The organism is Fictibacillus sp. 18YEL24, assembly GCF_015903855.1.
GTDB classification, from domain to species: Bacteria; Bacillota; Bacilli; order Bacillales; family Fictibacillaceae; genus Fictibacillus; species Fictibacillus phosphorivorans_C.
On record NZ_JACZDT010000010.1, the window covers coordinates 1 to 23,277 of the forward strand.

General features: G+C 42.4%; 40 protein-coding genes. 2 read left to right on the forward strand and 38 right to left on the reverse strand.

Translation table 11 applies throughout. The features are described from left to right. Positions 1 to 169: 169 nt before the first annotated feature. Positions 170 to 394, reverse strand: a complete 225-nt coding sequence (locus tag HU823_RS20420; protein WP_231607586.1) for a hypothetical protein — start codon at positions 392 to 394, stop codon at positions 170 to 172. A 151-nt stretch (positions 395 to 545) separates the two neighbouring features. Between HU823_RS20420 and pdaB the strand changes: the two genes are divergently transcribed. Then, on the forward strand, positions 546 to 1,307 hold the full coding sequence (pdaB, locus tag HU823_RS20425; protein WP_144704615.1) for a polysaccharide deacetylase family sporulation protein PdaB: 762 nt from the start codon (positions 546 to 548) through the stop codon (positions 1,305 to 1,307). A 19-nt stretch (positions 1,308 to 1,326) separates the two neighbouring features. Here pdaB and HU823_RS20430 read toward each other — a convergent pair whose 3' ends face one another. After that, positions 1,327 to 1,947: a KinB-signaling pathway activation protein gene (locus tag HU823_RS20430; protein ID WP_197223240.1), complete on the reverse strand. Its 621-nt coding sequence runs from the start codon at positions 1,945 to 1,947 to the stop codon at positions 1,327 to 1,329. Between the two features lie 148 nt (positions 1,948 to 2,095). Here HU823_RS20430 and gerD point away from each other — a divergent pair, with 148 nt between their 5' ends. After that, positions 2,096 to 2,719 carry a spore germination lipoprotein GerD gene (gerD, locus tag HU823_RS20435; protein WP_144704609.1) on the forward strand — a complete coding sequence of 208 codons (624 nt, stop codon included), beginning with the start codon at positions 2,096 to 2,098 and terminating at the stop codon, positions 2,717 to 2,719. A gap of 31 nt (positions 2,720 to 2,750) precedes the next feature. Here the strand turns inward: gerD and HU823_RS20440 are convergent, their stop codons facing one another. The 36 genes from HU823_RS20440 to rplB all read right to left on the reverse strand — a co-directional run bounded on the left by HU823_RS20440 (position 2,751) and on the right by rplB (position 23,268). Further along, a complete protein-coding gene (locus tag HU823_RS20440; RefSeq protein ID WP_197223241.1) occupies positions 2,751 to 3,800 on the reverse strand; it encodes a P-loop NTPase in 1,050 nt (349 codons plus the stop codon). Between the two features lie 327 nt (positions 3,801 to 4,127). Beyond that, entirely contained in the window at positions 4,128 to 4,853 is a 726-nt protein-coding gene (cwlD, locus tag HU823_RS20445) for an N-acetylmuramoyl-L-alanine amidase CwlD (protein WP_197223242.1), read from the reverse strand. A gap of 65 nt (positions 4,854 to 4,918) precedes the next feature. Next, positions 4,919 to 5,359 carry a DUF2521 family protein gene (locus tag HU823_RS20450; RefSeq protein ID WP_186320661.1) on the reverse strand — a complete coding sequence of 147 codons (441 nt, stop codon included), beginning with the start codon at positions 5,357 to 5,359 and terminating at the stop codon, positions 4,919 to 4,921. 328 nt (positions 5,360 to 5,687) lie between these two features. Next, positions 5,688 to 6,080 (reverse strand): 30S ribosomal protein S9, encoded by a 393-nt coding sequence (rpsI, locus tag HU823_RS20455; RefSeq protein ID WP_066237857.1) that lies wholly within the window; start codon positions 6,078 to 6,080, stop codon positions 5,688 to 5,690. Positions 6,081 to 6,096: 16 nt separating this feature from the next. Next, positions 6,097 to 6,534 (reverse strand): 50S ribosomal protein L13, encoded by a 438-nt coding sequence (gene rplM / locus HU823_RS20460; protein ID WP_066237860.1) that lies wholly within the window; start codon positions 6,532 to 6,534, stop codon positions 6,097 to 6,099. A 151-nt stretch (positions 6,535 to 6,685) separates the two neighbouring features. Further along, positions 6,686 to 7,438 carry a tRNA pseudouridine(38-40) synthase TruA gene (truA, locus tag HU823_RS20465; protein ID WP_197223243.1) on the reverse strand — a complete coding sequence of 251 codons (753 nt, stop codon included), beginning with the start codon at positions 7,436 to 7,438 and terminating at the stop codon, positions 6,686 to 6,688. Positions 7,439 to 7,450: 12 nt separating this feature from the next. After that, a complete protein-coding gene (locus tag HU823_RS20470; protein ID WP_144704594.1) occupies positions 7,451 to 8,248 on the reverse strand; it encodes an energy-coupling factor transporter transmembrane component T family protein in 798 nt (265 codons plus the stop codon). A gap of 1 nt (position 8,249) precedes the next feature. Further along, positions 8,250 to 9,116 (reverse strand): energy-coupling factor ABC transporter ATP-binding protein, encoded by an 867-nt coding sequence (locus HU823_RS20475; RefSeq protein WP_197223244.1) that lies wholly within the window; start codon positions 9,114 to 9,116, stop codon positions 8,250 to 8,252. Then, complete coding sequence (locus HU823_RS20480; protein ID WP_144704588.1) at positions 9,101 to 9,931, reverse strand: energy-coupling factor ABC transporter ATP-binding protein; 831 nt, start codon at positions 9,929 to 9,931, stop codon at positions 9,101 to 9,103. The genes HU823_RS20475 and HU823_RS20480 overlap by 16 nt, the downstream gene beginning before the upstream one ends. A gap of 316 nt (positions 9,932 to 10,247) precedes the next feature. Continuing rightward, the gene (gene rplQ / locus HU823_RS20485; RefSeq protein WP_066237878.1) at positions 10,248 to 10,610 is read right to left on the reverse strand and encodes a 50S ribosomal protein L17; all 363 of its coding nucleotides are present in this window, start codon (positions 10,608 to 10,610) and stop codon (positions 10,248 to 10,250) included. 58 nt (positions 10,611 to 10,668) lie between these two features. Next, on the reverse strand, positions 10,669 to 11,613 hold the full coding sequence (locus HU823_RS20490; RefSeq protein WP_066390697.1) for a DNA-directed RNA polymerase subunit alpha: 945 nt from the start codon (positions 11,611 to 11,613) through the stop codon (positions 10,669 to 10,671). Between the two features lie 143 nt (positions 11,614 to 11,756). Continuing rightward, complete coding sequence (gene rpsK / locus HU823_RS20495; protein ID WP_066237883.1) at positions 11,757 to 12,152, reverse strand: 30S ribosomal protein S11; 396 nt, start codon at positions 12,150 to 12,152, stop codon at positions 11,757 to 11,759. 20 nt (positions 12,153 to 12,172) lie between these two features. Beyond that, the gene (rpsM, locus tag HU823_RS20500) at positions 12,173 to 12,538 is read right to left on the reverse strand and encodes a 30S ribosomal protein S13 (RefSeq protein WP_066390695.1); all 366 of its coding nucleotides are present in this window, start codon (positions 12,536 to 12,538) and stop codon (positions 12,173 to 12,175) included. A 21-nt stretch (positions 12,539 to 12,559) separates the two neighbouring features. Then, positions 12,560 to 12,673: a 50S ribosomal protein L36 gene (gene rpmJ / locus HU823_RS20505; protein WP_007203526.1), complete on the reverse strand. Its 114-nt coding sequence runs from the start codon at positions 12,671 to 12,673 to the stop codon at positions 12,560 to 12,562. A gap of 35 nt (positions 12,674 to 12,708) precedes the next feature. Continuing rightward, entirely contained in the window at positions 12,709 to 12,927 is a 219-nt protein-coding gene (gene infA, locus HU823_RS20510; RefSeq protein ID WP_066237890.1) for a translation initiation factor IF-1, read from the reverse strand. Then, complete coding sequence (locus HU823_RS20515) at positions 12,920 to 13,243, reverse strand: KOW domain-containing RNA-binding protein (RefSeq protein WP_137792243.1); 324 nt, start codon at positions 13,241 to 13,243, stop codon at positions 12,920 to 12,922. The genes infA and HU823_RS20515 overlap by 8 nt, the downstream gene beginning before the upstream one ends. Positions 13,244 to 13,257: 14 nt before the next feature. After that, entirely contained in the window at positions 13,258 to 14,004 is a 747-nt protein-coding gene (map, locus tag HU823_RS20520) for a type I methionyl aminopeptidase (RefSeq protein WP_066390693.1), read from the reverse strand. Continuing rightward, a complete protein-coding gene (locus HU823_RS20525) occupies positions 14,001 to 14,654 on the reverse strand; it encodes an adenylate kinase (protein WP_066390692.1) in 654 nt (217 codons plus the stop codon). The genes map and HU823_RS20525 overlap by 4 nt, the downstream gene beginning before the upstream one ends. Positions 14,655 to 14,722: 68 nt before the next feature. Continuing rightward, entirely contained in the window at positions 14,723 to 16,024 is a 1,302-nt protein-coding gene (gene secY, locus HU823_RS20530) for a preprotein translocase subunit SecY (RefSeq protein WP_066390690.1), read from the reverse strand. After that, on the reverse strand, positions 16,024 to 16,464 hold the full coding sequence (gene rplO, locus HU823_RS20535; protein ID WP_066390689.1) for a 50S ribosomal protein L15: 441 nt from the start codon (positions 16,462 to 16,464) through the stop codon (positions 16,024 to 16,026). Before rplO ends, secY begins: the two co-directional genes overlap by 1 nt. 31 nt (positions 16,465 to 16,495) lie before the next feature. Beyond that, a complete protein-coding gene (gene rpmD / locus HU823_RS20540) occupies positions 16,496 to 16,684 on the reverse strand; it encodes a 50S ribosomal protein L30 (RefSeq protein WP_066237910.1) in 189 nt (62 codons plus the stop codon). Positions 16,685 to 16,698: 14 nt separating this feature from the next. Next, the gene (gene rpsE / locus HU823_RS20545) at positions 16,699 to 17,199 is read right to left on the reverse strand and encodes a 30S ribosomal protein S5 (protein ID WP_066237913.1); all 501 of its coding nucleotides are present in this window, start codon (positions 17,197 to 17,199) and stop codon (positions 16,699 to 16,701) included. Between the two features lie 14 nt (positions 17,200 to 17,213). After that, positions 17,214 to 17,576, reverse strand: coding sequence for a 50S ribosomal protein L18 (gene rplR / locus HU823_RS20550; RefSeq protein ID WP_066237916.1), 363 nt, complete (start codon positions 17,574 to 17,576; stop codon positions 17,214 to 17,216). Positions 17,577 to 17,607: 31 nt separating this feature from the next. Then, a complete protein-coding gene (rplF, locus tag HU823_RS20555) occupies positions 17,608 to 18,147 on the reverse strand; it encodes a 50S ribosomal protein L6 (RefSeq protein WP_066390685.1) in 540 nt (179 codons plus the stop codon). 24 nt (positions 18,148 to 18,171) lie between these two features. Beyond that, positions 18,172 to 18,570, reverse strand: a complete 399-nt coding sequence (gene rpsH, locus HU823_RS20560) for a 30S ribosomal protein S8 (RefSeq protein WP_066390683.1) — start codon at positions 18,568 to 18,570, stop codon at positions 18,172 to 18,174. Positions 18,571 to 18,602: 32 nt separating this feature from the next. Then, positions 18,603 to 18,788: a 30S ribosomal protein S14 gene (rpsN, locus tag HU823_RS20565; RefSeq protein ID WP_066390681.1), complete on the reverse strand. Its 186-nt coding sequence runs from the start codon at positions 18,786 to 18,788 to the stop codon at positions 18,603 to 18,605. 24 nt (positions 18,789 to 18,812) lie between these two features. Further along, complete coding sequence (gene rplE / locus HU823_RS20570; RefSeq protein ID WP_066390678.1) at positions 18,813 to 19,352, reverse strand: 50S ribosomal protein L5; 540 nt, start codon at positions 19,350 to 19,352, stop codon at positions 18,813 to 18,815. Positions 19,353 to 19,378: 26 nt separating this feature from the next. Next, a complete protein-coding gene (rplX, locus tag HU823_RS20575; protein WP_066294477.1) occupies positions 19,379 to 19,690 on the reverse strand; it encodes a 50S ribosomal protein L24 in 312 nt (103 codons plus the stop codon). A gap of 57 nt (positions 19,691 to 19,747) precedes the next feature. Further along, positions 19,748 to 20,116, reverse strand: a complete 369-nt coding sequence (gene rplN / locus HU823_RS20580) for a 50S ribosomal protein L14 (RefSeq protein WP_066237936.1) — start codon at positions 20,114 to 20,116, stop codon at positions 19,748 to 19,750. 45 nt (positions 20,117 to 20,161) lie between these two features. Beyond that, positions 20,162 to 20,425, reverse strand: a complete 264-nt coding sequence (rpsQ, locus tag HU823_RS20585; RefSeq protein WP_066390676.1) for a 30S ribosomal protein S17 — start codon at positions 20,423 to 20,425, stop codon at positions 20,162 to 20,164. Between the two features lie 22 nt (positions 20,426 to 20,447). Then, a complete protein-coding gene (rpmC, locus tag HU823_RS20590; RefSeq protein ID WP_066237940.1) occupies positions 20,448 to 20,651 on the reverse strand; it encodes a 50S ribosomal protein L29 in 204 nt (67 codons plus the stop codon). Next, complete coding sequence (rplP, locus tag HU823_RS20595; protein ID WP_066237943.1) at positions 20,641 to 21,075, reverse strand: 50S ribosomal protein L16; 435 nt, start codon at positions 21,073 to 21,075, stop codon at positions 20,641 to 20,643. The genes rpmC and rplP overlap by 11 nt, the downstream gene beginning before the upstream one ends. Before the next feature lie 2 nt (positions 21,076 to 21,077). Beyond that, complete coding sequence (gene rpsC, locus HU823_RS20600; protein ID WP_066237945.1) at positions 21,078 to 21,737, reverse strand: 30S ribosomal protein S3; 660 nt, start codon at positions 21,735 to 21,737, stop codon at positions 21,078 to 21,080. Positions 21,738 to 21,740: 3 nt separating this feature from the next. After that, positions 21,741 to 22,082, reverse strand: a complete 342-nt coding sequence (gene rplV / locus HU823_RS20605) for a 50S ribosomal protein L22 (protein WP_066237948.1) — start codon at positions 22,080 to 22,082, stop codon at positions 21,741 to 21,743. A gap of 19 nt (positions 22,083 to 22,101) precedes the next feature. Then, positions 22,102 to 22,380: a 30S ribosomal protein S19 gene (gene rpsS, locus HU823_RS20610; RefSeq protein ID WP_066237951.1), complete on the reverse strand. Its 279-nt coding sequence runs from the start codon at positions 22,378 to 22,380 to the stop codon at positions 22,102 to 22,104. 57 nt (positions 22,381 to 22,437) lie between these two features. Continuing rightward, positions 22,438 to 23,268 carry a 50S ribosomal protein L2 gene (rplB, locus tag HU823_RS20615; protein WP_066390675.1) on the reverse strand — a complete coding sequence of 277 codons (831 nt, stop codon included), beginning with the start codon at positions 23,266 to 23,268 and terminating at the stop codon, positions 22,438 to 22,440. Positions 23,269 to 23,277: the final 9 nt, after the last annotated feature.

Consider the following 23,277-nt stretch of genomic DNA (forward strand, 5'->3'; position numbering starts at 1 on the left):
TCGCTCGTTTTGGCGACTTTTATAAGATACCACCGTTGGCTAGTTGATGTCAACAGCTTTTTTTAGTGATTCTTAATTTGTTTATTTCGTTTGTTCAGCCGCTGTAAAAGCGACAAGAAGTAATATACCATCTTCTCGATAATATGGTCAATAGTTTTTCAGAAAAAAGTTAATTTCTTTGTTTTCTCCTTAAATACCTTCTGCAATCAGATGGCTTAGCGAACTTACAGAATAGACGATAAATGATCTGATACCTCTCTTCTAAAACAGATTTCACTATAGCATCGATCTTATGGTCTTCAAGATCAAACCTAAGTTCCTCCATCTCTTTTTTTAACACATACTCAAATTCATGAAGTTCTTGGTGATTCAATAACATACCTACCAAAGACAATGGACGACACCCCGCTAAGTTTTTTTCTTTTACCATTATGGCCATGAATAGTAGGAGTTATTATTTTATGGGATATCTAAATTTTCGGTATATCTTGTCCCTTTCATCATAGATATTTTGTAAGGAAGATGGACAGGGGGTAGATGGTTTTATGAAATTTTTCTTTGTTATTAACGGTAAGAAAGTGAAACAATACATGGTTGTTGTATTTGCAGCATTCTTTGCTGCTTCACTTGCTTTTGTAGGACAGCAGCAACTATCTGTGTTTTCATCTAAAGATGGACCTCGAGCGATTTATAAGGGAGAAGACCAAGGGAATAAAGTATCTCTTACATTTGATATCAGTTGGGGCGATAAGCGAGTTACGCCGATCTTGGACGTCTTAAAGGACAAAGGCGTAAAAAATTGCACATTTTTCTTATCAGCCGCTTGGGCTGAGCGTCATCCTGAAATCGTTGAACGCATCGTAAAAGATGGTCATGAAGTAGCCAGTCTTGGTTATCAATACAAAAGTTATACCGATTGGGAAGACAAACAGATCAAAAGGGATATCCTTTTAGCTCAGGAAAAAATCAAAAAGGTATCTGGAAAAATGACTTCTCTTATCCGTCCGCCTAACGGAAACTTTGATGAGCGTGTCTTGAACATCTCTGAAGATCTTAACCATACGGTAGTTCATTGGAGCATCGACACGAAAGATTGGAAAAACCCTGGAGTAGATCGTATTGTGACAACGGCTACCGATGAGACGAAAGCTGGAGACATTATCTTGCTTCATGCATCTGATTCTGTAAAGCAAACGCACAAAGCGCTTCCTACAATTATCGATAAACTGCGTGACGATGGATTTAAATTTGTAAGTGTAAGTGAAATGATCGCGAATACAGAGGCAAATAGCAAAGAGGTCAACTAATTAATAAAAAGCCCCTGCCTTAGAAGGCAGTGGGCTTTGTTTGTTTAGATGATTTAGATTGATTAGACTGCAACAGACGATGCAGCATTAAAATCTGATACGTATTACAAAGCATGATTGGAACAAATCCCATCCAAAGCGAAAGAGTATTGTTTTCTTTCAGCACCGGTACCCATTCCAAAATAGTAACGACTGTGATGAAGAAAAGCGTTGGTATGAATGCTACGCTCGTTGTTTGCTTTACTTTTACATAGGCAATGATCAATCCGTAAGCTAAAATCGCAAGCGGAATAAGAATGTAATTAACGAGGCTGTCTCCTTCGTTGTAAAAGGATGTATATCGTAAATAGAACAGATCGAATAGAACGACTGCAATCAATACAAGTTGTACACCATTCCAAAGGCGATGGCTTTTAAAGATACCGAGTCCAAAGCGATGAACGGTTAAGTAAGCAAAAAAGCCCATCTGACTAAAAACACTGAACAACGCGCCGAAACCGATCAACCCAAAAATATACAGAAGAACTTCTAAAGCGCTGCTGTCTTCAGGAAACTTTAATATAAGACCAACTGTGATTGCACTAACAATCCCAATTAACAATGTGGTAAAGAATAAAAAGATCCAACTTCTAATTTTCACGCCTGTTTTCCCCCTCTAACATGCTCCGTAACGATTGTACCAATGTCTTTTTTAAATTGCCAGTTTTCCTTTAAATAACCAGTATAAATACGTGCTAAAAATCAATCCTATAAGTATCGAGCTCAACTTGAAAGGAGGAGGAATTACATTGAAAAAAATATACATTTTCCTCTTTTGTATCTCTCTTGCTGCTCTTTCGGGCTGTGCTCAAGAAGCCCAAGGCAGTTCTCAGGTCGATTATGAAGCAACAAAAAAGATGCTTGTCGATCTATTGAAGACAGATGAAGGAAAAAAAGCCATTAAAGAAGTGTTATCTGATAAAGAAATTCAACAAGATATACTCATTGATCAAGAAGTCATCAAACAGACGATTGAAAAGCAGCTTCTTTCTGAAAAAGGACAGAAGTTTTGGCAGACTCTTTTTAAAGATCCGAAGTTCTCAGTAGCTTTTGCAAAAAGTATGCGAAAAGAACACGAGAAGTTGATGAAGGATCTTATTAAAGACCCGCAATATCAAGCAGAAGTGATGAAAATCATGCAGAATCCGCAAATGGCAGAAAAATTATTATCTCTCGTTGATACACAGCCTGTTAGAAAAGAAATGAAAAAAGTCATGCTTGAAACGTTTGAGAGTCCAATCGTACAAGCCCAGATCCAAGAAATGTTGAAAAAAGTCGCTCATGAAGAAATCGATCAGTCCATCTCTAAAAAAGGAAAAGAAGCTTCATCCGGCGGTGGACAACAACAAGAAGAATCAACGAGCCCGCAATAAAAGCCTCCCGACACTCGGAAGGCTTTTTTCTTTAATTTGTTTTATCAATGATTTTCTTTGCCATCTGAATATAATGTTCACCGATCGGATGTGTTTGTGCATACACACTCGGCGCAAAATCATCTTCTTTTATCTCAGGCTGACCAAGCGGAATTTGACCAAGCAACGGTACATTTAACTCTTCTGCTAAACGTTTTCCGCCGTCTTTACCGAATACATATTCCTTCTCACCTGTAGATCCGCTTTGGAAGTATGACATATTCTCAACGATTCCAAGAACTTCATGGTTTGTTTTAATCGCCATCGTTCCTGCACGTGCTGCTACGAAAGCTGCTGTAGCATGAGGTGTTGTGACGATTACTTCTTTACACTTCGGAAGCATCTTGTGAACATCAAGTGCTACGTCACCTGTACCAGGCGGTAAGTCTAGAAGAACATAGTCTAAATCTCCCCATTCTACTTCGCTGAAGAAATTCATGAGCATCTTCCCAAGCATCGGTCCGCGCCAGATAACAGGTGCGTTATCTTCAACGAAAAATGCCATGGAGATTATTTTTACATCAAAACGTTCAACCGGAAAGATTCGATCGCCTTTTACTTTTGGACGCTCTGTAATTCCCATCATATCTGGAACACTGAATCCGTAAATGTCAGCATCGATCAATCCGACTTTTTTTCCAAGTCTTGCAAGAGCAACAGCTAAGTTCACAGATACGGTTGATTTCCCAACGCCGCCTTTACCACTAGCGATCGCGATAAATTGTGTCTTGCTGTTTTCGGAAAGAAGAGTAGTTGGCGCACTCTGCGCTCCCGCTTCACTCGGGTCCACAGCCGTAATGTCGTCTCTTTTTTCAAAACGAAGTCCGACAGATTCCACTCCTGCGTTTTTCAACACTTGAACAATCTGCTGCTGCAGCTGCATTTGTTCTGGTGTTCCTGTATGTGCTAAGCCGATCTTCAGCCCCACATATCCTTCTTTTATCTTCAACTCACGGATACTCCCAGAGTCGACCATGCTTTTATGTAAATAAGGGTCTTGAATAGGACCTAACAGCTCGATGACTTTTTCTTCTGTAAGCACATAGACACATCCTTTACCTGTAAAATTCCTTTTCAGTATATCACAACCCCCACCGACAATCATGTAAGCGGTTTTTTAGATGTGTGAATTTAGCTCAAGCGAGGAAGCTCGCTACGTTAGATAACAGCACTTACTGTCGACTTTTATGAAAATACTGTCCACTTTTCTAATTTTACTGTCCACTTTCAAAGAAATACTGTCCACATTTACATATATACTGTCCACTTCGGTATTTTTACTGTCCACTCCACCGTACGCGCCACAAAATGCAAGCACCTGATACGAAGAGCAACCTCTTCAAACAAGTTGCACTAAAAAACACCCCCTCTAATCAAGAGGAGATGCTGGTGGGGTTTCATTTGTATAAAAGCGCAGCATCCCCTGGTAGATCGATGCCGCTATACTTTTTTGGTACGACTCTGTTTTTAACAGTTCGCGTTCTGATGGATTGGATAGGAAACCAACTTCGACTAAAGCGCCTGGTACCTCTGCCGTTCTCAGCAAGTATAAACCTTCTATGGATTTTGCGAAGCGGTTCGTATTGTTTAGGTTGCGTTTGATTTCATCTTGAATGAATTTAGATACCGCTTCTCCGTCTTCTTTTCCAGGATGATAAAAGACTTGAGCGCCTCTCCATCGGGATGAAGGCAAAGAATTAAGATGAATCGAAATAAATAAGTCCGCATGATTTTCGTTAATAATTCGTTTTCGTTCTTTTAAATCTTCAAATTTGCGATGGCGTAATTTTTTTGTTCCCTCATTTGCGAGATCTGTGTCCGTCTCTCGTGTCATGATAACGAGTGCTCCCGCTTCTTGCAGATAATCTCGAAGCAATACGGAAATGTTTAACGCGATTTCTTTTTCAAGAACTTCTCCATCACCAACCGCACCACCGTCAGCTCCGCCATGACCTGGGTCAATTACGATAATTTTTCCAGAGAGCGGCATGTTCCACGAGCGCCACGAATCATCATCTAAAAAATGATAGGTGAAAATAAAGATAAGGACTGCGCATCCAAGTGCAAATGCGGCTCCCTTCACCCACTTCTTCATGTTTCGTCCCCCTATACAAGCCATATAACATTATGTATATGGGACAAGAAGAAATTTATAACTGATTATTGCAGCTTCATGCGGTAGCGTTTTTCACCGTTTTTATAGCCTTCCATCCACCAAATATGAACGAATGCCTCACAGCATAGATGAAGGGATTCCATCATCATCTCTGTTCCCCAGCACCAGAACTGCCAATATTCAAAAAGACCGTCTGCGATTGCCTTTTGTTTAGCATAAGACCTCTCCTTAATCTTTTCTAACGTTTCCCCGTGATATGCAAACCTGCTATAGCCTGCGCCTAAAAGATAAGAATCGATCGCCAAGTCGATGCATGCATCTTCAATGTCATTTTGATAAAGAAGCGAGTATTGAAAAAATGGTTGAAACAAACGTTGAAATTCTTTTTTTATGTTAGCAAGGGATAAGTCCCGAAGTACTTTCCGCTCGAACGTTTCTTTTTTGAAACGCTGCTTTTCTTTAAAGTTGTTCAATACAATTGCCATTGTTACCTCCCCTTTCATCATGTTGTGTTTTTCCATATCTATATTTTCTCCAGAGATGGATTCACGACACTACATAAAAGATGGGAATAACTCTTTACTGCATGCGGCGGGGATATTTGCAGAACAAAATAGTCGTTAGACTTAATTTTTCTGGTTTCGACTTAATTATTTGGATTAAGACTCAATTTTCTTGATTTTAGGATTAATTGTTCTGGAATTAGACCCGATTTCCCGAATCATACGTGATTCATCACAAACAAAATCATCACAAACAAAAAAACCCCGCTCTCTAAAAAAGAGAACAGGGTTTTGATAAACGTAATAAGAATTAACGTTTTGAGAACTGAGGTGCACGACGAGCGCCTTTAAGTCCGTACTTCTTACGCTCTTTCATACGAGCGTCACGAGTAAGGAATCCAGCTGCTTTAAGAGAACCGCGGTACTCAGGATCTGCTTCTAGAAGCGCACGAGAGATACCGTGACGGATAGCTCCTGCTTGTCCAGTGTATCCACCGCCATGAACAGTAACTAATACGTCATACTTGTCAGTTGTTTCAGTTGTGTTAAGTGGTTGCTTAACGATAAGCTTTAAAGTTTCTAATCCGAAAAATTCGTCAATGTCACGTCCGTTGATTACGATACGGCCTTCACCAGGAACTAATCGTACACGCGCTACGGAGTGCTTACGACGTCCAGTGCCATAATATTGTACTTGTGCCACGTAAATACCCTCCTTTTTATCCGCGTAACTCGTAGTTTTCAGGTTTTTGTGCTTGGTTGTTGTGCTCAGCTCCAGCGTAAACGTGAAGCTTTTTGAACATTTGGCGACCAAGGCTGTTCTTTGGAAGCATACCTTTGATTGCTAGCTCAAGCATTTGAACTGGACGAGTTGTACGCATTTCTAATGCAGTTCTCGTACGCAGTCCACCTGGGTGACCAGTGTGGCGGTAGTAAATTTTGTCTGTTAATTTCTTACCTGTTAATTCAATCTTCTCAGCGTTGATGATGATTACGTGATCACCAGTGTCAACGTGTGGTGTATAAATAGGCTTATGCTTACCGCGAAGGATAGATGCAACTTCACTGGATAGACGTCCAAGTGTTTTGCCTTCAGCGTCGATCACAAACCATTTACGTTCTACTTCAGAAGCTTTCGCCATGAAAGTCGTACGCATGTGTTTTCCCTCCTGTATCTTCAATCAAATTTCATTATATTCATGTGAACATTTCCCGAGATATCTACACGGGGCATGTGGACGATATCTGTAGAAATACCAAATAATATCTTATAATATATAAACAACGATGTCAAGCGTATCCTAAATATTATTCCATTTTATCTGCATAATCTACACGAAAGAGATAGAGTCCGTTTGCCGGAGCTGTTTTACCAGCGAACGCACGGTCCTTGCTTTTTATAATCGCAGAGATCTCATCTGGGTTTCGCTTTCCTTGTCCAACTTCTAAAAGTGTACCAACAAGAATGCGGACCATGTTATATAAAAACCCGCTGCCTCTTACCTTCAGCGTTAGGACATCCCCCTGTTCTTCAACATCTAAAGCAAAGATCGTACGAACTTTATCTTCAACTTCGGACTTTGCTGAGGAAAATGAGGTAAAGTCATGTGTGCCTAAAAATAACGACGCAGCTTGCTTCATATCCTCTACGTTTAATGAATAGGGAAAATGAAACATATGATTTCTTTGGAACACATCTGGTTGCTTACTTCTAAAAATTTTATAGTGATACTCTTTAGCTGTTGCAGAAAATCGAGAATGAAACGAATCGCTGACCATCTCAATGTCTTTTATTAGAATATCATTAGGAAGCATCGCATTCAATGCCTTTCCCCAAGCATTAGAAGGAATCTCCATATGTGTATCAAAATGAAACACTTGACCGATCGCATGAACACCCGCATCCGTGCGTCCTGAGGCATAGATGCCTACAGGTTTCCCTTTGTGCATCTTTTGCAGTACGGCCTGAATCGTTCCTTGCACCGTTCTGCCGCTAGGCTGTATTTGGTATCCGGCAAACTCAGTACCGTCATAGGCTACGGTTACTTTCATACGAGCCATGTTCAATCTCCTTTAATTGCGTAATAAGAATAGCGAAAGCGTCAGCAGTGCTAGTAAAATGAGAGCAAACGTATCACGCTGATGCCACTCTAGCGCACGAAGACGAGTTCTGCCTTCACCACCTCGGTATCCTCTCGCTTCCATCGCAAGAGCGAGTTCTTCCGCCCGCTTAAACGATGAAACGAATAACGGAACCAAAAGCGGTACAAAAGCCTTTGCTCGTTCTTTGATCGGCCCACTCGTGAAATCAGCACCACGTGCCATCTGTGCTTTCATGATTTTTTCGGTCTCTTGTAAAAGTGTTGGAATAAATCTAAGTGAGATCGACATCATTAACGCGAATTCATGAACAGGAAGTCTCCACTTTTTCAAAGGTCCTAACAAGTGCTCCAAACCGTCTGTAATATCGATCGGTGTTGTGGTTAAGGTCAAAAGCGACGTCATCATAACAAGGAGTAATAGCCTTAGTGCGATGAATATCCCTTGAATCACTCCGCCTTCGTAAATTTCAAGAAAGCCCGCTTTATAAAGCAGATCGCCTTCTTTTGTTAAGAAAATATGCAAAAGCATCGTAAATACGACGAGTAACAGAATTGGCTTTAATCCTTTATATAAAAAACGAAATGGAACTTTTGACAAACTAATCGTTACCACCGTAAAAGCGATCAGTACACCATAAGTCACCCAGTTGTTCGCCAGAAAGACGATAAACAAATAGAAAAAGGCAGCAATAAGCTTCGAACGTGAATCCATTCGATGAAGTGGAGAGGAAGCTGGATAATACTGCCCGATAATGACATTCTGCAGCATATTAGTTCCCCCTCTTCTTCAGACTCTGACTAACTTGTTTAGCCAGTTCTTCAACTGTAAACTTCGTTAAAGCAAGATTCAGTCCAGACTTCTCGTTCCACTTTTGTAAAAATTGAACGGTCTCTGGCACATCTAATCCCGCTTTCTTTAGTGCTTCTCGTTCATTAAAGATATCAGTCGGCTTGCCATGGAGATACAGTTCACCTTTATGCATCACGGCGATCTCATCTGCATATCTCGACGCATCCTCCATACTGTGAGTAACAAGTATCGTAGTAAGGTTGTTTCTTTCATGCAGGGAATAGAACAACTCCATAATCTCTACACGCCCAGCTGGATCTAGACCTGCTGTAGGCTCGTCCAAGATCAGCACTTCGGGATTCATGGCAAGTACGCCCGCAATCGCCACTCGGCGCATCTGGCCGCCGCTTAAGTCAAAGGGAGACTTACTTAGAACACCCTCTGGAAGTCCAACCATCTCGATCACTCTAGCAGCTGTTTGCTTTGCGCTTTCTTCTGACACACCAAAATTCCGCGGACCGAACATGATATCTTTTTCTACCGTTTCCTCAAAAAGCTGATGTTCAGGATACTGAAATACAATTCCGGCTTTTTTTCGAAGGGATTTTAAATCTTGCTTCTTGCCGCCAGCTTTAAGTTCCGTACTGCCCATCTTAATCGAACCTGCAGAAGGCTTTAACAGTCCGTTTAGATGCTGGATAAGCGTCGACTTTCCAGAGCCGGTATGTCCGATCAAAGCAAGGAATGTACCATCCGGAATATCGAGGTTAATATCATGCAGCGCCCGTCTCTCGAACGGAGTTCCCTCCATGTATTTATGCTCTAGACGGTTTATGCTAATTTCCATAATGCATTCACCAGCTCTTCCTGCGTTAAATAGCTTTTATCAAGCTCCACACCTTGATGGCGAAGAGCCTCACTTAACTTTAGTGAAAACGGTAAATCCAGACCGGCCGATTTCAACAGTTCACGCTGCTGAAAAATATCTTCAGGTACGCCCTCAGCTGCCTTCTCTCCCATTTTCATAACGACAACTCTGTCTGCACTTAGCGCTTCCTCTAAATCATGAGTGATGGAGATGACAGTGATGCCTTCTTTTTTATTCAGTTCGCGCACGGTATCGATGACTTCGATCCTACCTATCGGATCAAGCATCGATGTCGCCTCATCCAATACGATAACAGAAGGTTTTTGCGCCAATATCCCAGCGATTGCCACTCTTTGCTTCTGACCACCAGATAACTGATGAGGTTCCTGGTTTAAGAAAGCTTCCATGCCCACTCTTGCTACACTTTCATTGATACGCTTAACCATCTCGTCTCGCGGAACTCCAAAATTCTCAAGTCCAAACGCAATATCATCTTGAACGCTCGTTCCTACGAACTGGTTATCTGGATTTTGAAAGACCATCCCTACAAGTCTTCTCACTTCCCAAATGTCGTCAGGAAGGCCTGTCGTGTACTGTGAGACATTTACAGCACCTTCACTAGGCAACAACAGTCCGTTGAGCATTTTTGCCAACGTGGACTTCCCAGAGCCGTTATGGCCCACGATCGAAAGCCATTCCCCTTTATGCACGTCTAGCGATACACCTTTAAGTGTAGGTGTCTCTTCTCCCGGATAACTAAAGGTCACATCTTTAACGGTAATGATGTTTTCCATGTGACATCCTCCTCTTAACTGCTGCTCATTCTAAGCTGCTCTCTGCTCGATATTAGTCTTTAATAACAAGGTGCTTTCAAAAAGTTCGAGCTTCATTGACTAGTTGATTGGAGCGCAAGGTGCGAGACTCCTGCGGGACAAGCGGTCAGGTGAGACCCTTAAGGGCGCAAAGCGGCAAGGGGCTCACCGCCTGCCCCGCGGAAAGCGAGCACCTGGAGCGCAAATCAACCTTTCGAAAATCCACTCGAATTTTCGATAAAATAAAAAAGGGCAAGATTGTCATTGAAGACTTGATCCCGCCCTTTCATACGTTTTATTAAACTAATTCAATGATAACCATTGGTGCACCATCACCACGGCGAGGGCCGATTTTTGCGATGCGAGTGTAACCACCGTTACGCTCTGCATAGCGAGGTGCAAGATCACTGAAAAGCTTTTGTAGAGATCTTTGTCCAGACTCAGCGTCTGCTACTTCGTTACGAAGGAACGATGCAGCTTGACGGCGAGCATGAAGGTCTCCACGCTTACCAAGCGTAATCATTTTCTCAGCAAATTTACGAACTTCTTTTGCACGTGCTTCTGTAGTTTCAATACGCTCGTTGATGATTAAATCAGTAGCTAAATCACGAAGCATTGCTTTACGAACCGCAGATACACGACCTAACTTTTGGTATCCCATGCTTGTATTCCCTCCTCTGCGCGTTTCTCTCTCGTCTTGAAAAAGCGCGTATTACGAATTAATCGTCAGCGCGTAATGAAAGACCTAGCTCTTCAAGTTTCTCTTGAACTTCTTCAAGAGATTTCTTTCCAAGGTTGCGTACTTTCATCATGTCTTCTTCAGACTTATTCGCAAGTTCTTGAACTGTATTAATGCCAGCACGCTTTAGGCAGTTATAAGAACGAACAGAAAGATCAAGTTCTTCGATCGTCATCTCAAGTACTTTTTCTTTTTGATCTTCTTCTTTTTCTACCATAATCTCAGCGTTCTGAGCTTGATCTGTTAAGCCAACAAAAATGTTTAAATGTTCGCTAATGATCTTCGCACCAAGAGAAACTGCTTCCTCTGGACGAATGCTCCCATCTGTCCATACATCAAGCGTTAGCTTATCATAGTTTGTTACTTGTCCTACACGAGTGTTTTCCACTTGATAGTTCACACGCGAAATTGGCGTGTAAATAGAATCAACAGGAATTACTCCGATCGGCAGGTCTTCGCGTTTATTGCCTTCTGCCTGTACATAACCACGACCACGTTTCGCATGAAGCTTCATTTGGAAATGAGCTCCTTTTGCTAGTGTTGCGATATGAAGATCCGGGTTAAGGACTTCAACATCGCTGTCATGCGTAATGTCGCCAGCTGTTACAACACCGTCACCTTGTACATCGATTTCAAGTGTCTTCTCTTCATCAGAGTAAATCTTCATTGCAAGTTTCTTTAGGTTTAAGATGATGGTTGTAACATCTTCAACTACACCTTCAACTGTAGAGAACTCATGCAATACGCCATTGATCTGAATAGATGTAACTGCTGCACCAGGTAGTGAGGACAACAAGATACGACGCAAGGAGTTGCCTAGTGTAGTCCCGTATCCACGTTCAAGTGGTTCAACAACAAACTTTCCGTATGTGGCATCGTCGCTGATTTCAACCGTCTCAATTCTTGGCTTTTCGATTTCGATCATTCAACTGAACCCTCCTTCAAACGTCGAATCTCGGCTGGAGATTTCCAGCCGAAATTCCCCATAGGCATTCCGACTTATCATTTACCAAAACTTTCACTATAACCATTATAGACAAGTTATAGAAATATATACCGTGTATATTGTTACACGCGACGGCGTTTTGGCGGGCGGCAACCGTTGTGAGGTACAGGAGTAACGTCACGAATAGCTGTTACTTCTAAGCCTACCGCTTGAAGGGCACGGATTGCTGCTTCACGTCCAGCACCAGGTCCTTTAACGGATACTTCCAACGTTTTCATACCATGTTCCATTGCAGTTTTACCAGCTGTTTCAGCTGCCATTTGTGCTGCGAACGGAGTAGACTTACGAGAACCTTTAAATCCTAGGTGACCAGCAGTCGCCCAAGAGATTGCGTTCCCGTGCGTGTCAGTGATCGTAATGATCGTGTTGTTGAATGTAGAACGGATATGTGCTACGCCGACTTCAACATTCTTTTTGACACGACGTTTACGTGTATTAGTCTTACGTGCTTTTGCCATTTAGAGTTTACCTCCTTTACTTACTTTTTCTTATTCGCTACTGTACGACGAGGTCCTTTACGAGTACGGGAGTTGTTCTTCGTGTTTTGACCACGTACTGGTAATCCACGACGATGACGAACACCACGATATGCTCCGATCTCGATTAGACGCTTGATGTTTAGTGATACTTCACGACGAAGGTCACCTTCCACTTTGTGTCCATCGATGACTTCGCGGATTTTATTTAATTCATCTTCAGTAAGATCACGAACGCGTGTATCTTCAGAAACTCCAGCTCCAGCAAGAATTTGCTGTGCTTTTGTTTTACCGATACCGAAGATGTATGTTAAAGAGATTACTACTCGCTTATCACGAGGAATATCTACACCTGCAACACGTGCCATAATTTTTGCACCTCCTGTATATTAACCTTGTTTTTGTTTATGTTTCGGATTTTCACAGATCACCATTACAGTGCCTCTGCGGCGAATCACTTTACATTTTTCACATATTGGCTTGACTGATGGTCTTACCTTCATTGTTTATAACCTCCTTATGTCACGGAGTACATTGATTATTTAAAACGATACGTTATACGACCACGTGATAAGTCATACGGAGACAATTCTACGGTTACTTTATCCCCTGGAAGAATTCGAATGTAGTGCATACGAATCTTTCCAGAAACGTGCGCTAGAACTTTGTGTCCGTTTTCTAGTTCAACACGAAACATGGCGTTCGGAAGAGGTTCAATTACTGTACCTTCGACCTCAATAACATCATCTTTAGCCATCGACTTGATCTCCCTTCTTCAGAGCAATGACTTTCTCGTCGGAAAACTTCGCTACTGCATAACGCAATTTGCCATTGGTTACACGACCTGTTTCAAGAATGCTTTTAACAACTTCCGGAGAAGTAAAATCCAGCAGCTCTAAGTGGTTTAGGTTCTTGCGCTTGGCTCGATCAAACTTTCTCTTGTCACCATCTGCTACGAGGACGAAACGTCCATCGAGAATACCGACAATCACACCTAACCGATCTGCGTCTCTTCCTTTTAGTATCCGAACTAGTTGACCTATGCTCGGTACCGAATCAGATTCGCTTACCATCTCATCACCTTCACTTAGATCTTTGTTAAGATTTCAAAGCCTTCTTCCGTAATGACAACCGTGTGTTCAAAATGAGCACACCATTTGCCATCCGTTGTGACAACCGTCCAGTTATCGGATAATGTTCGAACATAGCGAGTTCCCGCATTAATCATAGGCTCTATTGCTAGAACCATGCCCTTTTTCAGCACCGGCCCTTTACCAGGCGGTCCATAATGAGGAATTTGCGGGTCCTCATGTAAGTCCTGGCCTATTCCGTGTCCGACATATTCGCGAACAACAGAAAACCCTTCACTCTCAGCATACTTTTGTATCTCATGAGAAATGTCAGTTAACCGGGCACCGGCTTTTGCTTTTTCAAGTCCTTTATATAAAGACTCTTCGGTTACATCCAGAAGTTTTTGAGCTTCATCTGATATCTCGCCAACTCCATACGTCCAAGCGGAGTCACCGTGGTATCCTTTGTACTTCGCCCCAATATCTATAGAGATAATGTCGCCATGGTTGAGTACGCGTTTACCTGGAATTCCGTGCACAAGTTCTTCATTTACAGAAGCACAGATGCTCCCACTAAAACCATTATAGTTTTTAAATGAAGGAATTGCACCTTGGCTGCGGATAAACGTATCAGCAATTTTATCCAGTTCCTTAGTAGTTATGCCAGGCTTAATGTGTTTTTTTAACTCTTGATGAGTTAAGGCAACAATGCGACCTGCCTCCCGCATGATTTCAATCTCTCGCGGTGTTTTGCAGATTATCATTTCGCCAATCCCCCAATAAGTTGGTCAATGTCTTGAAAGACTTTGTCGATATCCTGATCACCATTCATGTTTTTCAGGTAACCTTTTTCACCATAAAAATCAAGCAGTGGTTTAGCCTGCTTCATGTTTACATTTAAACGGTTTCGAACGGTCTCTTCATTATCATCTTGACGTTGGATAAGCGTACCGCCGTCTTTATCACATACTCCTTCAACCTTTGGCGGGTTGAATATTACATGATACGTGCTTCCGCATGTTTGGCAAATCCGACGACCTGTTAATCGCTGCATAAGCTGATCAGAATCTACTGAAATGTTTAACACATAATCAATCGTTCTTCCTAGCTCTGTTGTGATTTCTTCTAATGCTTCCGCTTGGGCAACTGTCCGAGGGAATCCATCAAGTAAAAATCCTTTTTCGCAGTCCTTTTTAGAAAGTCGGTCACGTACGATACCGATTGTAACTTCGTCAGGAACGAGGTTACCCGCATCCATGTACGATTTTGCCTCAAGTCCAAGAGGAGTCTCCTCTTTAATTGCTGCTCGGAACATATCTCCAGTAGAGATATGAGGTATTCCGTATTTCTCAACAATTCTTTCTGCTTGAGTACCCTTACCTGCTCCGGGCAATCCCATTAAGACTAGATACATCTAATCCCTCCATAAATCACAATCGTCTTTTTTTAAGAGCATGTGGGAAGATGAATCTTCCCGTGCTCTTATTTTATGAAGCCTTTGTAGTGTCGCTTGATCAGCTGACTCTCAATTTGCTTCATGGTGTCTAGTGCCACACCTACAACAATCAGCAAGCTTGTTCCACCAATTTGAATGGCTGGCGGAAGGTTCAAACCTGGAATTGCTGTAAAGACAACTGGCAGGACTGCAATTGCAGCCAGGAATAGAGATCCAACAAATGTTAATCGATACAGAATTCTTGTTATATAAGTTTGAGTGTTAGCTCCTGGACGAATGCCAGGAATGTATCCACCCTGCTTCTTTAAGTTTTCCGCCATTTGCTCCGGATTTACTTGGATGAACGTATAGAAATACGAGAATCCAATAATAAGGAGCGCATATATAATCATTCCGACTGGTTTCGTGTAGTCAAACGTGTTGATAATCCAAGTCGTAACATCATTCTGTCCGAAGAAGCCGGCAACAGTTCTTGGCGTGATGATCAAGGAAATCGCGAAGATAACCGGGATAACACCTGCTGCATTAACTTTTATCGGAAGATGAGTTGACTGGCCGCCAACAGGCTTTGTTCCAACGACTCGCTTTGCATACTGAATCGGGATTTTCCGAACACCTTGTTGAATAAAGATAACACCCATAATAATGAGTACAATCGCAAGAGCAAGCAGTACAATCGTTACAATATGCATGAATAACTGATCGTTACCACCTTCAAATTGCGTTGTGAAAAGCTGGTTAACTGCTGTAGGAATAGCTGCGGCAATCCCCGCAAAAATCAGAACTGAAATTCCGTTTCCAATCCCCTTAAGGGTAATCTGCTCACCTAACCACATTAAGAATGCAGTACCTGCAGTTAAAACTAACGCGATAAAAAGATACGTAGACATACTAGGGTTTTGAATAAGTCCTGGGAAAAGATTGTTAAAACCGATAGACATACCGATTGCCTGGATAAAACCAAGAACAATAGTTCCATAACGAGTGAATTGAGCTAATTTCTTACGCCCAACTTCACCTTGCTTACTCCACTCCGTAAATTTAGGAACAACGTCCATCTGCAGAAGCTGCACGATGATCGATGCTGTAATATACGGCATGATACCCATAGCGAAAATGGAGAAGTTCTGTAAAGCTCCACCGCCAAACGTATTCAAAAAACCAAAAATGTTAGCACTGTCGCCTGTACTGAATTTCAGTACATCGCGATTTACGCCTGGTACTGGGATAAATGTTCCTAGACGGAACACTACCAGCATAGCAAGTGTAAACAATATCTTGTTTCTCAGATCACCCACACGCATAATGTTGGAGATTGTCTGGAACATTAGATCACCTCAGTAGTTCCGCCCGCTGCTTCAATTGCTTCTTTAGCAGAAACAGAGAATTTGTGCGCCTTAACTGTAAGCTTAGCTTCTAACTTGCCATTTCCTAGAACTTTAATTCCGTTTTTAAGACTGCTAACTACTCCTGTTTCGATAAGAAGTTCCGGAGTAACTACTGTGCCCTCTTCAAAACGAACTAGCTTCTCAAGATTTACAACTGCATACTCTTTACGAGTAGGGTTTGTGAATCCGCGTTTCGGTAAACGACGTGCTAGTGGATTTTGTCCACCTTCGAATCCAGGTCTAACACCACCGCCTGAACGAGAGTTTTGACCTTTATGACCACGACCACTTGTTTTACCATTGCCTGATCCGATACCGCGACCTACACGGTTGCGAACTTTACGGGATCCTTCTGATGGCTTCAACTCATGAAGTTTCATCTGAGCACCTCCTCATGATTTATTTATCTTATTAAGCTTCTAATTCTTTCACTGTTAAAAGGTGAGACACCTTGTTAACCATACCGCGGATAGCCGCGTTATCTTCGTGTACAACCGTCTGGTGCATTTTGCGCAAACCAAGTGTCTTAACAACGATACGTTGGTTTTCAGGACGGCCGATAACACTACGAGTGAGGGTGATTTCTAATTTCTTAGCCATCTAAAGTTCCCTCCTTAACCTAAAAGCTCTTGTACTGATTTACCGCGAAGTTTCGCAACGTCTTCAGCACGCTTTAAATTTTTCAAACCTTCGATAGTTGCACGAACCATGTTGATTGGGTTGTTAGATCCAAGTGACTTAGAAAGGATGTCACCTACACCAGCAAGCTCCAATACTGCACGTACAGGTCCACCAGCAATTACCCCAGTACCTTCAGATGCAGGCTTAAGAAGTACGTTACCTGCTCCAAAGCGTCCAATTACTTGGTGAGGAATTGTTGTTTTTACGATCGGTACAGTTACTAAGTTCTTCTTAGCATCTTCAATCGCCTTACGGATCGCTTCTGGTACCTCTTGGGCTTTACCAGTACCGAATCCAACGTGACCGTTTTTGTCACCAACTACAACTACTGCAGCAAAGCGGAAACGACGTCCACCTTTTACTACCTTAGCTACACGGTTAACGGTAACGACGCGTTCTTCAAGTTCAAGTTTGTTAGGGTCGATACGCATCAGGTTCCCTCCTTCGATTAAAATTCTAACCCAGCTTCACGAGCTGCGTCTGCTAATGCTTTAATACGTCCGTGATATAAATATCCGCCTCGGTCAAATACTACCGATTTGATTCCTTTTTCAACTGCGCGCTTAGCGATTTCTTGACCAATCGCTTTAGCAGCATCTACGTTTCCACCGTTTTCTACACTTACACCTTTATCAAGGGAAGATGCAGATACAATTGTTACACCTGCTTGATCATCGATCAATTGAGCATAGATGTGCTTTGTAGAACGGAATACGTTCAAACGAGGACGTTGTGCTGTTCCGCTTACAACGCGGCGAACACGAGCATGTCTTTTCTTACGAGCGACATTCTTATCTGCTTTCGTGATCATCCTTTGCACTCCTTTCCGCTACCTAACGGCTTTATTTACCAGTTTTACCTTCTTTACGGCGAACGAATTCACCTTCGTAACGAATACCTTTACCTTTGTAAGGCTCAGGTGAACGAACTGAACGGATGTTTGCAGCAACTTCACCTACACGTTGCTTGTCAATACCCTTAACGATTACCTTCGTGTTAGAAGGTACTTCGATGTCGATCCCTTGCTCAGGAACGATTTCAACAGGATGAGAGTAACCTACGTTAAGTACAAGCTTGTTACCAGCTTTGGAAGCACGATATCCAACCCCGATAATTTCTAGAGCTCTTTCATAACCGTTAGTTACACCGATAACCATGTTGTTTAGTACGCTACGAGTTGTACCATGCAATGCACGGTGCTCTTTGTGGTCGCTCGGGCGTTCCACAGTAATTTCGTTATCTTGAACATTAATCTTAATGTCAGCATTGAATTTGCGAGAAAGTTCACCTTTAGGGCCTTTTACAGAAACCGTGTTGTCAGTTGCAACATCGATCGTAACGCCACCTGGAACTTCAATCGGTTTGTTACCTACGCGAGACATGTTGACACCTCCATTCGCTATTTATTACCAAACGTATGCTAGTACTTCGCCACCCATTTGTGATTGGCGAGCTTCTTTATCAGTCATAATGCCTTTAGAAGTAGATACGATCGCAATACCAAGTCCTCCAAGTACACGTGGAAGATCAGTTGATTTTGCATAAACACGTAGACCAGGCTTAGAGATACGCTTAAGACCTGAGATTACACGCTCATTGTTAGAACCGTACTTAAGGAAGATACGAATCATTCCTTGTTTGCTATCCTCTACATATTCCACATCGCGAACAAAACCTTCACGCTTTAGGATTTCTGCGATTTCTTTTTTCATATTAGAAGCAGGAAGCTCCAATTTATCGTGACGAACAGTGTTTGCGTTGCGGATACGAGTAAGCATATCTGCAATTGGATCTGTCATAACCATTACTAGTTACCTCCTTCCCTTTTTTCAGGGTATTACCAGCTGGCTTTTTTAACGCCAGGAATTTGACCTTTGTAAGCAAGTTCTCTGAAACAAATACGGCACAGTTTGAACTTGCGGATTACTGAATGAGGACGCCCGCAACGTTCACAGCGCGTATATTCTTGCACTCCGAACTTTTGCTTGCGTTGTTGCTTAGCAATCATGGATTTCTTTGCCACGGGTAAACCTCCTTTGGCTAAAGGTTATTTTTGGAATGGCATTCCGACTTGTGTAAGAAGCTCACGTGCTTCTTCGTCAGTGTTCGCAGTCGTTACGATAACGATGTCCATTCCGCGAACTTTGTTTACTTTATCATAGTCGATCTCTGGGAAGATCAATTGCTCTTTAACTCCAAGCGTGTAGTTACCGCGGCCGTCGAAAGACTTCTTGGAAACCCCGCGGAAGTCACGTACACGTGGAAGGGAAACGCTGATTAACTTATCAAGGAAGTCATACATGCGCTCTCCGCGAAGTGTAACTTTTGATCCGATCGGCATACCTTCACGAAGTTTGAATCCAGCGATAGATTTCTTAGCACGCGTGATCACAGGCTTTTGACCAGCGATTGCTGTAAGTTCCTCTACTGCTGTATCTAACACTTTAGAGTTGGATACTGCTTCACCAACACCCATGTTGATAACGATTTTTTCGATCTTTGGTGCTTGCATTACTGAAGTGTAATTAAACTTTTCCATTAGAGATGGTAAGATCTCTGCTTTATATCGCTCTTGTAGACGGTTCATTATGTGTCCTCCTTTCACTCTGAGACTTATTTATCTAGGGTTTCACCAGATTTTTTGGCCACACGAACTTTTTTCCCATCAACTACATTGTAGCCTACACGAGTAGGAGCACCAGTTTTAGGGTCAAGAGGCATTACGTTAGAAGCATGAATTGGTGCTTCTTGGCTAAGGATTCCACCTTGTGGATTAGCTTGAGAAGGTTTTGCGTGTTTCTTAACAACGTTCACGCCTTCAACAAGCACTCTGTTTAGCTTCGGATAAGCTTCAAGGATCACACCTTGTTTACCTTTATCCTTGCCGGAAATAACTTGTACTTTATCGCCTTTTTTCACATGCAATGGCATTGTGATGTTGCACCTCCTTACAAGACAATAAACGCCTTGCTAGTAAATATATTAAAGAACTTCTGGAGCAAGAGATACGATTTTCATAAATTGCTTGTCACGAAGTTCACGTGCTACTGGTCCGAAGATACGAGTTCCTCGAGGACCTTTATCATCCTTAACGATTACAGCCGCGTTCTCATCAAAGCGGATGTAAGATCCGTCGTTACGGCGCATACCACGCTTAGAACGTACCACTACCGCTTTAACAACGTCACCTTTCTTAACAACGCCACCTGGTGTTGCGGACTTAACCGAACAAACGATAATGTCACCAACGTTAGCGTACTTACGACCAGAACCACCAAGAACTTTAATGCAAAGTAACTCTTTCGCACCGGAGTTATCAGCTACTCTTAAACGGGATTCTTGTTGAATCATGCGAATGGACCTCCTTTCGGATATGAGTATAATCCGAACAATTTATTAAATAATTACTGCTTCTTGTACTACTTCAACTAGACGGAATCGCTTGTCTTTAGAAAGCGGACGCGTTTCCATAACCTTTACGATATCGCCAATTTTAGCAGTGTTGTTTTCATCATGCGCTTTTAACTTTTTAGAGTATTTAACGCGCTTGTTATATAAAGTGTGAGTCTTGTAAGTTTCTACAAGCACTGTAATCGTTTTGTCCATCTTGTCAGAAACAACACGACCAGTGTACACCTTGCGCTGGTTACGTTCACTCATTGTGCGAACCTCCTCTCAAGATTTAACCGTTAGTAATCCCAAGCTCTCTTTCACGTAAAACCGTTTTTGCACGGGCAATTGCTTTACGAACTTCACGAATGCGGGCCGGGTTTTCAAGTTGACCTGTCGCTAGTTGGAAACGAAGGTTAAAAAGCTCTTCTTTAAGTGCTTTTGCTTTTTGTTCAACTTCTGCAGTGGTCAGGTTACGAATATCATTAGCCTTCATTTGTGTCACCACCCACTTCTTCGCGTTTAACAAACTTACATTTTACAGGAAGTTTGTGTGCTGCAAGACGCAACGCTTCGCGTGCCACTTCTTCAGAGACACCTGCGATTTCAAACATAACTTTTCCTGGCTTAACTACAGCTACCCATCCTTCAGGAGCACCTTTACCAGATCCCATTCGGACTTCTAGAGGCTTTGCAGTGTAAGGCTTAGACGGGAAAATTTTAATCCATACTTTACCGCCACGCTTCATATAACGAGTCATCGCAATACGAGCTGCTTCGATCTGACGGTTAGTAATCCAGCTAGCTTCAAGAGCTTGCAAACCGAATTCTCCGAAATGAACTTCAGTACCGCCTTTTGCGTTCCCACGCATTTTACCGCGGTGTTCACGACGATATTTAACACGTTTTGGCAATAACATAATTATTTGCCTCCTTCCTCTTTTTTCGTTCCTCTTGTTGGAAGGACCTCACCACGATAAATCCAGATTTTAACTCCAAGCTTACCGTAAGTTGTGTCTGCTTCAGCAGTACCGTAATCGATGTCTGCACGAAGTGTGTGAAGAGGAACTGTACCTTCACTATAATGTTCAGCACGAGCGATATCAGCTCCGCCAAGACGGCCTGACACTTGTGTTTTGATACCTTTCGCACCCATACGCATTGCACGTTGGATCGCCTGCTTCATAGCACGACGGAAAGATACACGGTTTTCAAGTTGACGAGCGATGTTTTCAGCAACTAGCTTAGCATCAACGTCAGCTTGTTTGATTTCAAAGATGTTTACGTGAACTCTTTTACCAGTGATGTCGTTAAGGGCTTTACGAAGTGCTTCAACTTCAGATCCACCTTTACCGATAACCATTCCTGGTTTAGCAGTTTTGATTGTGATATTCACACGGTTAGCTGCACGTTCGATTTCAACACCTGATACAGCAGCGTCTTTTAAACGCTTTTCAATATAAGAACGGATCTTAAGGTCTTCATGTAAAAGATTAGCGTAATCCTTTTCAGCGTACCATTTTGAATCCCAGTCACGGATGACGCCAATACGTAGACCTATTGGATTTACTTTTTGACCCACGTCTTAACCCTCCTTCTTTTCAGAAACAACGATTGTGATGTGGCTAGTACGTTTGTTGATACGGCTTGCGCGACCCATCGCACGAGGACGGAAACGCTTAAGAGTAATACCTTCATCAACGAACGCTTGCTTAATCACCAAGTTGTTCGGTTCCATTTCATAGTTGTGTTCTGCGTTTGCGATAGCAGACTTAAGCACCTTTTCAATTACAGGAGAAGCTGCTTTAGGCGTCAAACGTAGAATCGCAAGTGCCTCACCTACTTGCTTGCCTCGAATCAAGTCGATTACGATGCGAGCTTTACGAGGAGCAATACGCACTTGTTTAGCAATTGCTTTTGCTTCCATTTTGTGTACCTCCCCTCAATTAACGTCTTGTTTTCTTATCATCAGCTGCATGGCCTTTGTAAGTACGAGTAGGTGCAAACTCACCTAACTTGTGACCGACCATATCTTCTGTACAATAAACCGGCACGTGTTTACGACCATCATAAACAGCGATTGTGTGACCGATGAAGTCAGGGAAAATCGTAGAACGACGAGACCAAGTTTTAACTACTTTCTTGTCGTTAGATTCATTAAGTGCCTCGACCTTTTTCATCAAGTGGTCATCTACAAAAGGCCCTTTTTTCAAACTGCGACCCATTTGAGAACCTCCCTTTGTGTTTGCGCTACGGCTCGATTGAACCGTAGTACAATCACATTATTTTTTGCGACGACGTACAATGTACTTGTCAGTTTGGCTATTTTTCTTACGAGTTTTATATCCAAGAGTTGGTTTACCCCATGGAGACATTGGTGATTTACGTCCGATTGGAGCGCGTCCTTCACCACCACCGTGTGGGTGATCGTTAGGGTTCATTACAGAACCACGAACTGTTGGGCGGATACCCTTCCAACGAGAACGACCTGCTTTACCAACGTTTACAAGTTCATGCTCTAAGTTTCCAACTTGACCGATCGTTGCGCGGCAAGTAAGAAGGATCATACGAACTTCACCAGAACCAAGACGAACTAGCGCATACTTTTCTTCTTTACCAAGAAGTTGAGCTTCAGCACCAGCTGAACGAGCCAATTGTCCACCTTTACCAGGCTTAAGTTCGATGTTGTGAATTGTAGAACCTACAGGAATGTTAGCTAATGGAAGAGAGTTACCTACTTTAATATCAGCTTCAGTACCGGACATGATTTCTTGCCCTACTTTAATTCCTTTTGGAGCTAAGATATAACGCTTCTCACCATCTGCATAGTGGATTAGCGCGATGTTAGCCGTACGGTTTGGATCGTACTCGATTGTAGCAACGCGACCTGGTATTCCGTCTTTGTTACGTTTGAAATCGATGATACGATACTTACGCTTGTGTCCTCCACCTTGGTGACGAACAGTTAGTTTACCTTGGTTGTTACGCCCAGCTTTTTTGCTAAGAGGAGCAAGCAAGGATTTTTCTGGTTGGTCAGTTGTAATTTCAGCAAAGTCAAGCTGAGACATGTTACGACGACCATTAGTTGTCGGTTTAAACTTTTTGATACCCATTGTAATTTC

What these genes read in the sequence shown, in the direction of transcription:
- HU823_RS20490 (WP_066390697.1), bottom strand. Translation starts at nt 11,613, where the DNA reads ATGATCGAAATCGAAAAGCCAAGAATTGAGACGGTTGAAATCAGCGAC.
- rplN (WP_066237936.1), bottom strand. Translation starts at nt 20,116, where the DNA reads ATGATTCAACAAGAATCCCGTTTAAGAGTAGCTGATAACTCCGGTGCG.
- rplF (WP_066390685.1), bottom strand. Translation starts at nt 18,147, where the DNA reads ATGTCTCGCGTAGGTAACAAACCGATTGAAGTTCCAGGTGGCGTTACG.
- HU823_RS20515 (WP_137792243.1), bottom strand. Translation starts at nt 13,243, where the DNA reads ATGGTAAGCGAATCTGATTCGGTACCGAGCATAGGTCAACTAGTTCGG.
- rplO (WP_066390689.1), bottom strand. Translation starts at nt 16,464, where the DNA reads ATGAAACTTCATGAGTTGAAGCCATCAGAAGGATCCCGTAAAGTTCGC.
- rpmJ (WP_007203526.1), bottom strand. Translation starts at nt 12,673, where the DNA reads ATGAAGGTAAGACCATCAGTCAAGCCAATATGTGAAAAATGTAAAGTG.
- secY (WP_066390690.1), bottom strand. Translation starts at nt 16,024, where the DNA reads ATGTTCCAGACAATCTCCAACATTATGCGTGTGGGTGATCTGAGAAAC.
- rplM (WP_066237860.1), bottom strand. Translation starts at nt 6,534, where the DNA reads ATGCGTACGACTTTCATGGCGAAAGCTTCTGAAGTAGAACGTAAATGG.
- HU823_RS20525 (WP_066390692.1), bottom strand. Translation starts at nt 14,654, where the DNA reads ATGTATCTAGTCTTAATGGGATTGCCCGGAGCAGGTAAGGGTACTCAA.
- pdaB (WP_144704615.1), top strand. Translation starts at nt 546, where the DNA reads ATGAAATTTTTCTTTGTTATTAACGGTAAGAAAGTGAAACAATACATG.
- HU823_RS20475 (WP_197223244.1), bottom strand. Translation starts at nt 9,116, where the DNA reads ATGGAAATTAGCATAAACCGTCTAGAGCATAAATACATGGAGGGAACT.
- rplR (WP_066237916.1), bottom strand. Translation starts at nt 17,576, where the DNA reads ATGATCACGAAAGCAGATAAGAATGTCGCTCGTAAGAAAAGACATGCT.
- rplQ (WP_066237878.1), bottom strand. Translation starts at nt 10,610, where the DNA reads ATGGGATACCAAAAGTTAGGTCGTGTATCTGCGGTTCGTAAAGCAATG.
- rpsQ (WP_066390676.1), bottom strand. Translation starts at nt 20,425, where the DNA reads ATGAGTGAACGTAACCAGCGCAAGGTGTACACTGGTCGTGTTGTTTCT.
- rplV (WP_066237948.1), bottom strand. Translation starts at nt 22,082, where the DNA reads ATGGAAGCAAAAGCAATTGCTAAACAAGTGCGTATTGCTCCTCGTAAA.
- rplB (WP_066390675.1), bottom strand. Translation starts at nt 23,268, where the DNA reads ATGGGTATCAAAAAGTTTAAACCGACAACTAATGGTCGTCGTAACATG.
- rpsK (WP_066237883.1), bottom strand. Translation starts at nt 12,152, where the DNA reads ATGGCAAAAGCACGTAAGACTAATACACGTAAACGTCGTGTCAAAAAG.
- infA (WP_066237890.1), bottom strand. Translation starts at nt 12,927, where the DNA reads ATGGCTAAAGATGATGTTATTGAGGTCGAAGGTACAGTAATTGAACCT.
- rpsM (WP_066390695.1), bottom strand. Translation starts at nt 12,538, where the DNA reads ATGGCACGTGTTGCAGGTGTAGATATTCCTCGTGATAAGCGAGTAGTA.
- HU823_RS20470 (WP_144704594.1), bottom strand. Translation starts at nt 8,248, where the DNA reads ATGCTGCAGAATGTCATTATCGGGCAGTATTATCCAGCTTCCTCTCCA.
- rpmD (WP_066237910.1), bottom strand. Translation starts at nt 16,684, where the DNA reads ATGGCTAAGAAATTAGAAATCACCCTCACTCGTAGTGTTATCGGCCGT.
- rpsH (WP_066390683.1), bottom strand. Translation starts at nt 18,570, where the DNA reads ATGGTTATGACAGATCCAATTGCAGATATGCTTACTCGTATCCGCAAC.
- rplE (WP_066390678.1), bottom strand. Translation starts at nt 19,352, where the DNA reads ATGAACCGTCTACAAGAGCGATATAAAGCAGAGATCTTACCATCTCTA.
- cwlD (WP_197223242.1), bottom strand. Translation starts at nt 4,853, where the DNA reads ATGAAGAAGTGGGTGAAGGGAGCCGCATTTGCACTTGGATGCGCAGTC.
- HU823_RS20450 (WP_186320661.1), bottom strand. Translation starts at nt 5,359, where the DNA reads ATGGCAATTGTATTGAACAACTTTAAAGAAAAGCAGCGTTTCAAAAAA.
- rpsS (WP_066237951.1), bottom strand. Translation starts at nt 22,380, where the DNA reads ATGGGTCGCAGTTTGAAAAAAGGGCCTTTTGTAGATGACCACTTGATG.
- map (WP_066390693.1), bottom strand. Translation starts at nt 14,004, where the DNA reads ATGATAATCTGCAAAACACCGCGAGAGATTGAAATCATGCGGGAGGCA.
- rpmC (WP_066237940.1), bottom strand. Translation starts at nt 20,651, where the DNA reads ATGAAGGCTAATGATATTCGTAACCTGACCACTGCAGAAGTTGAACAA.
- truA (WP_197223243.1), bottom strand. Translation starts at nt 7,438, where the DNA reads ATGGCTCGTATGAAAGTAACCGTAGCCTATGACGGTACTGAGTTTGCC.
- rplP (WP_066237943.1), bottom strand. Translation starts at nt 21,075, where the DNA reads ATGTTATTGCCAAAACGTGTTAAATATCGTCGTGAACACCGCGGTAAA.
- HU823_RS20480 (WP_144704588.1), bottom strand. Translation starts at nt 9,931, where the DNA reads ATGGAAAACATCATTACCGTTAAAGATGTGACCTTTAGTTATCCGGGA.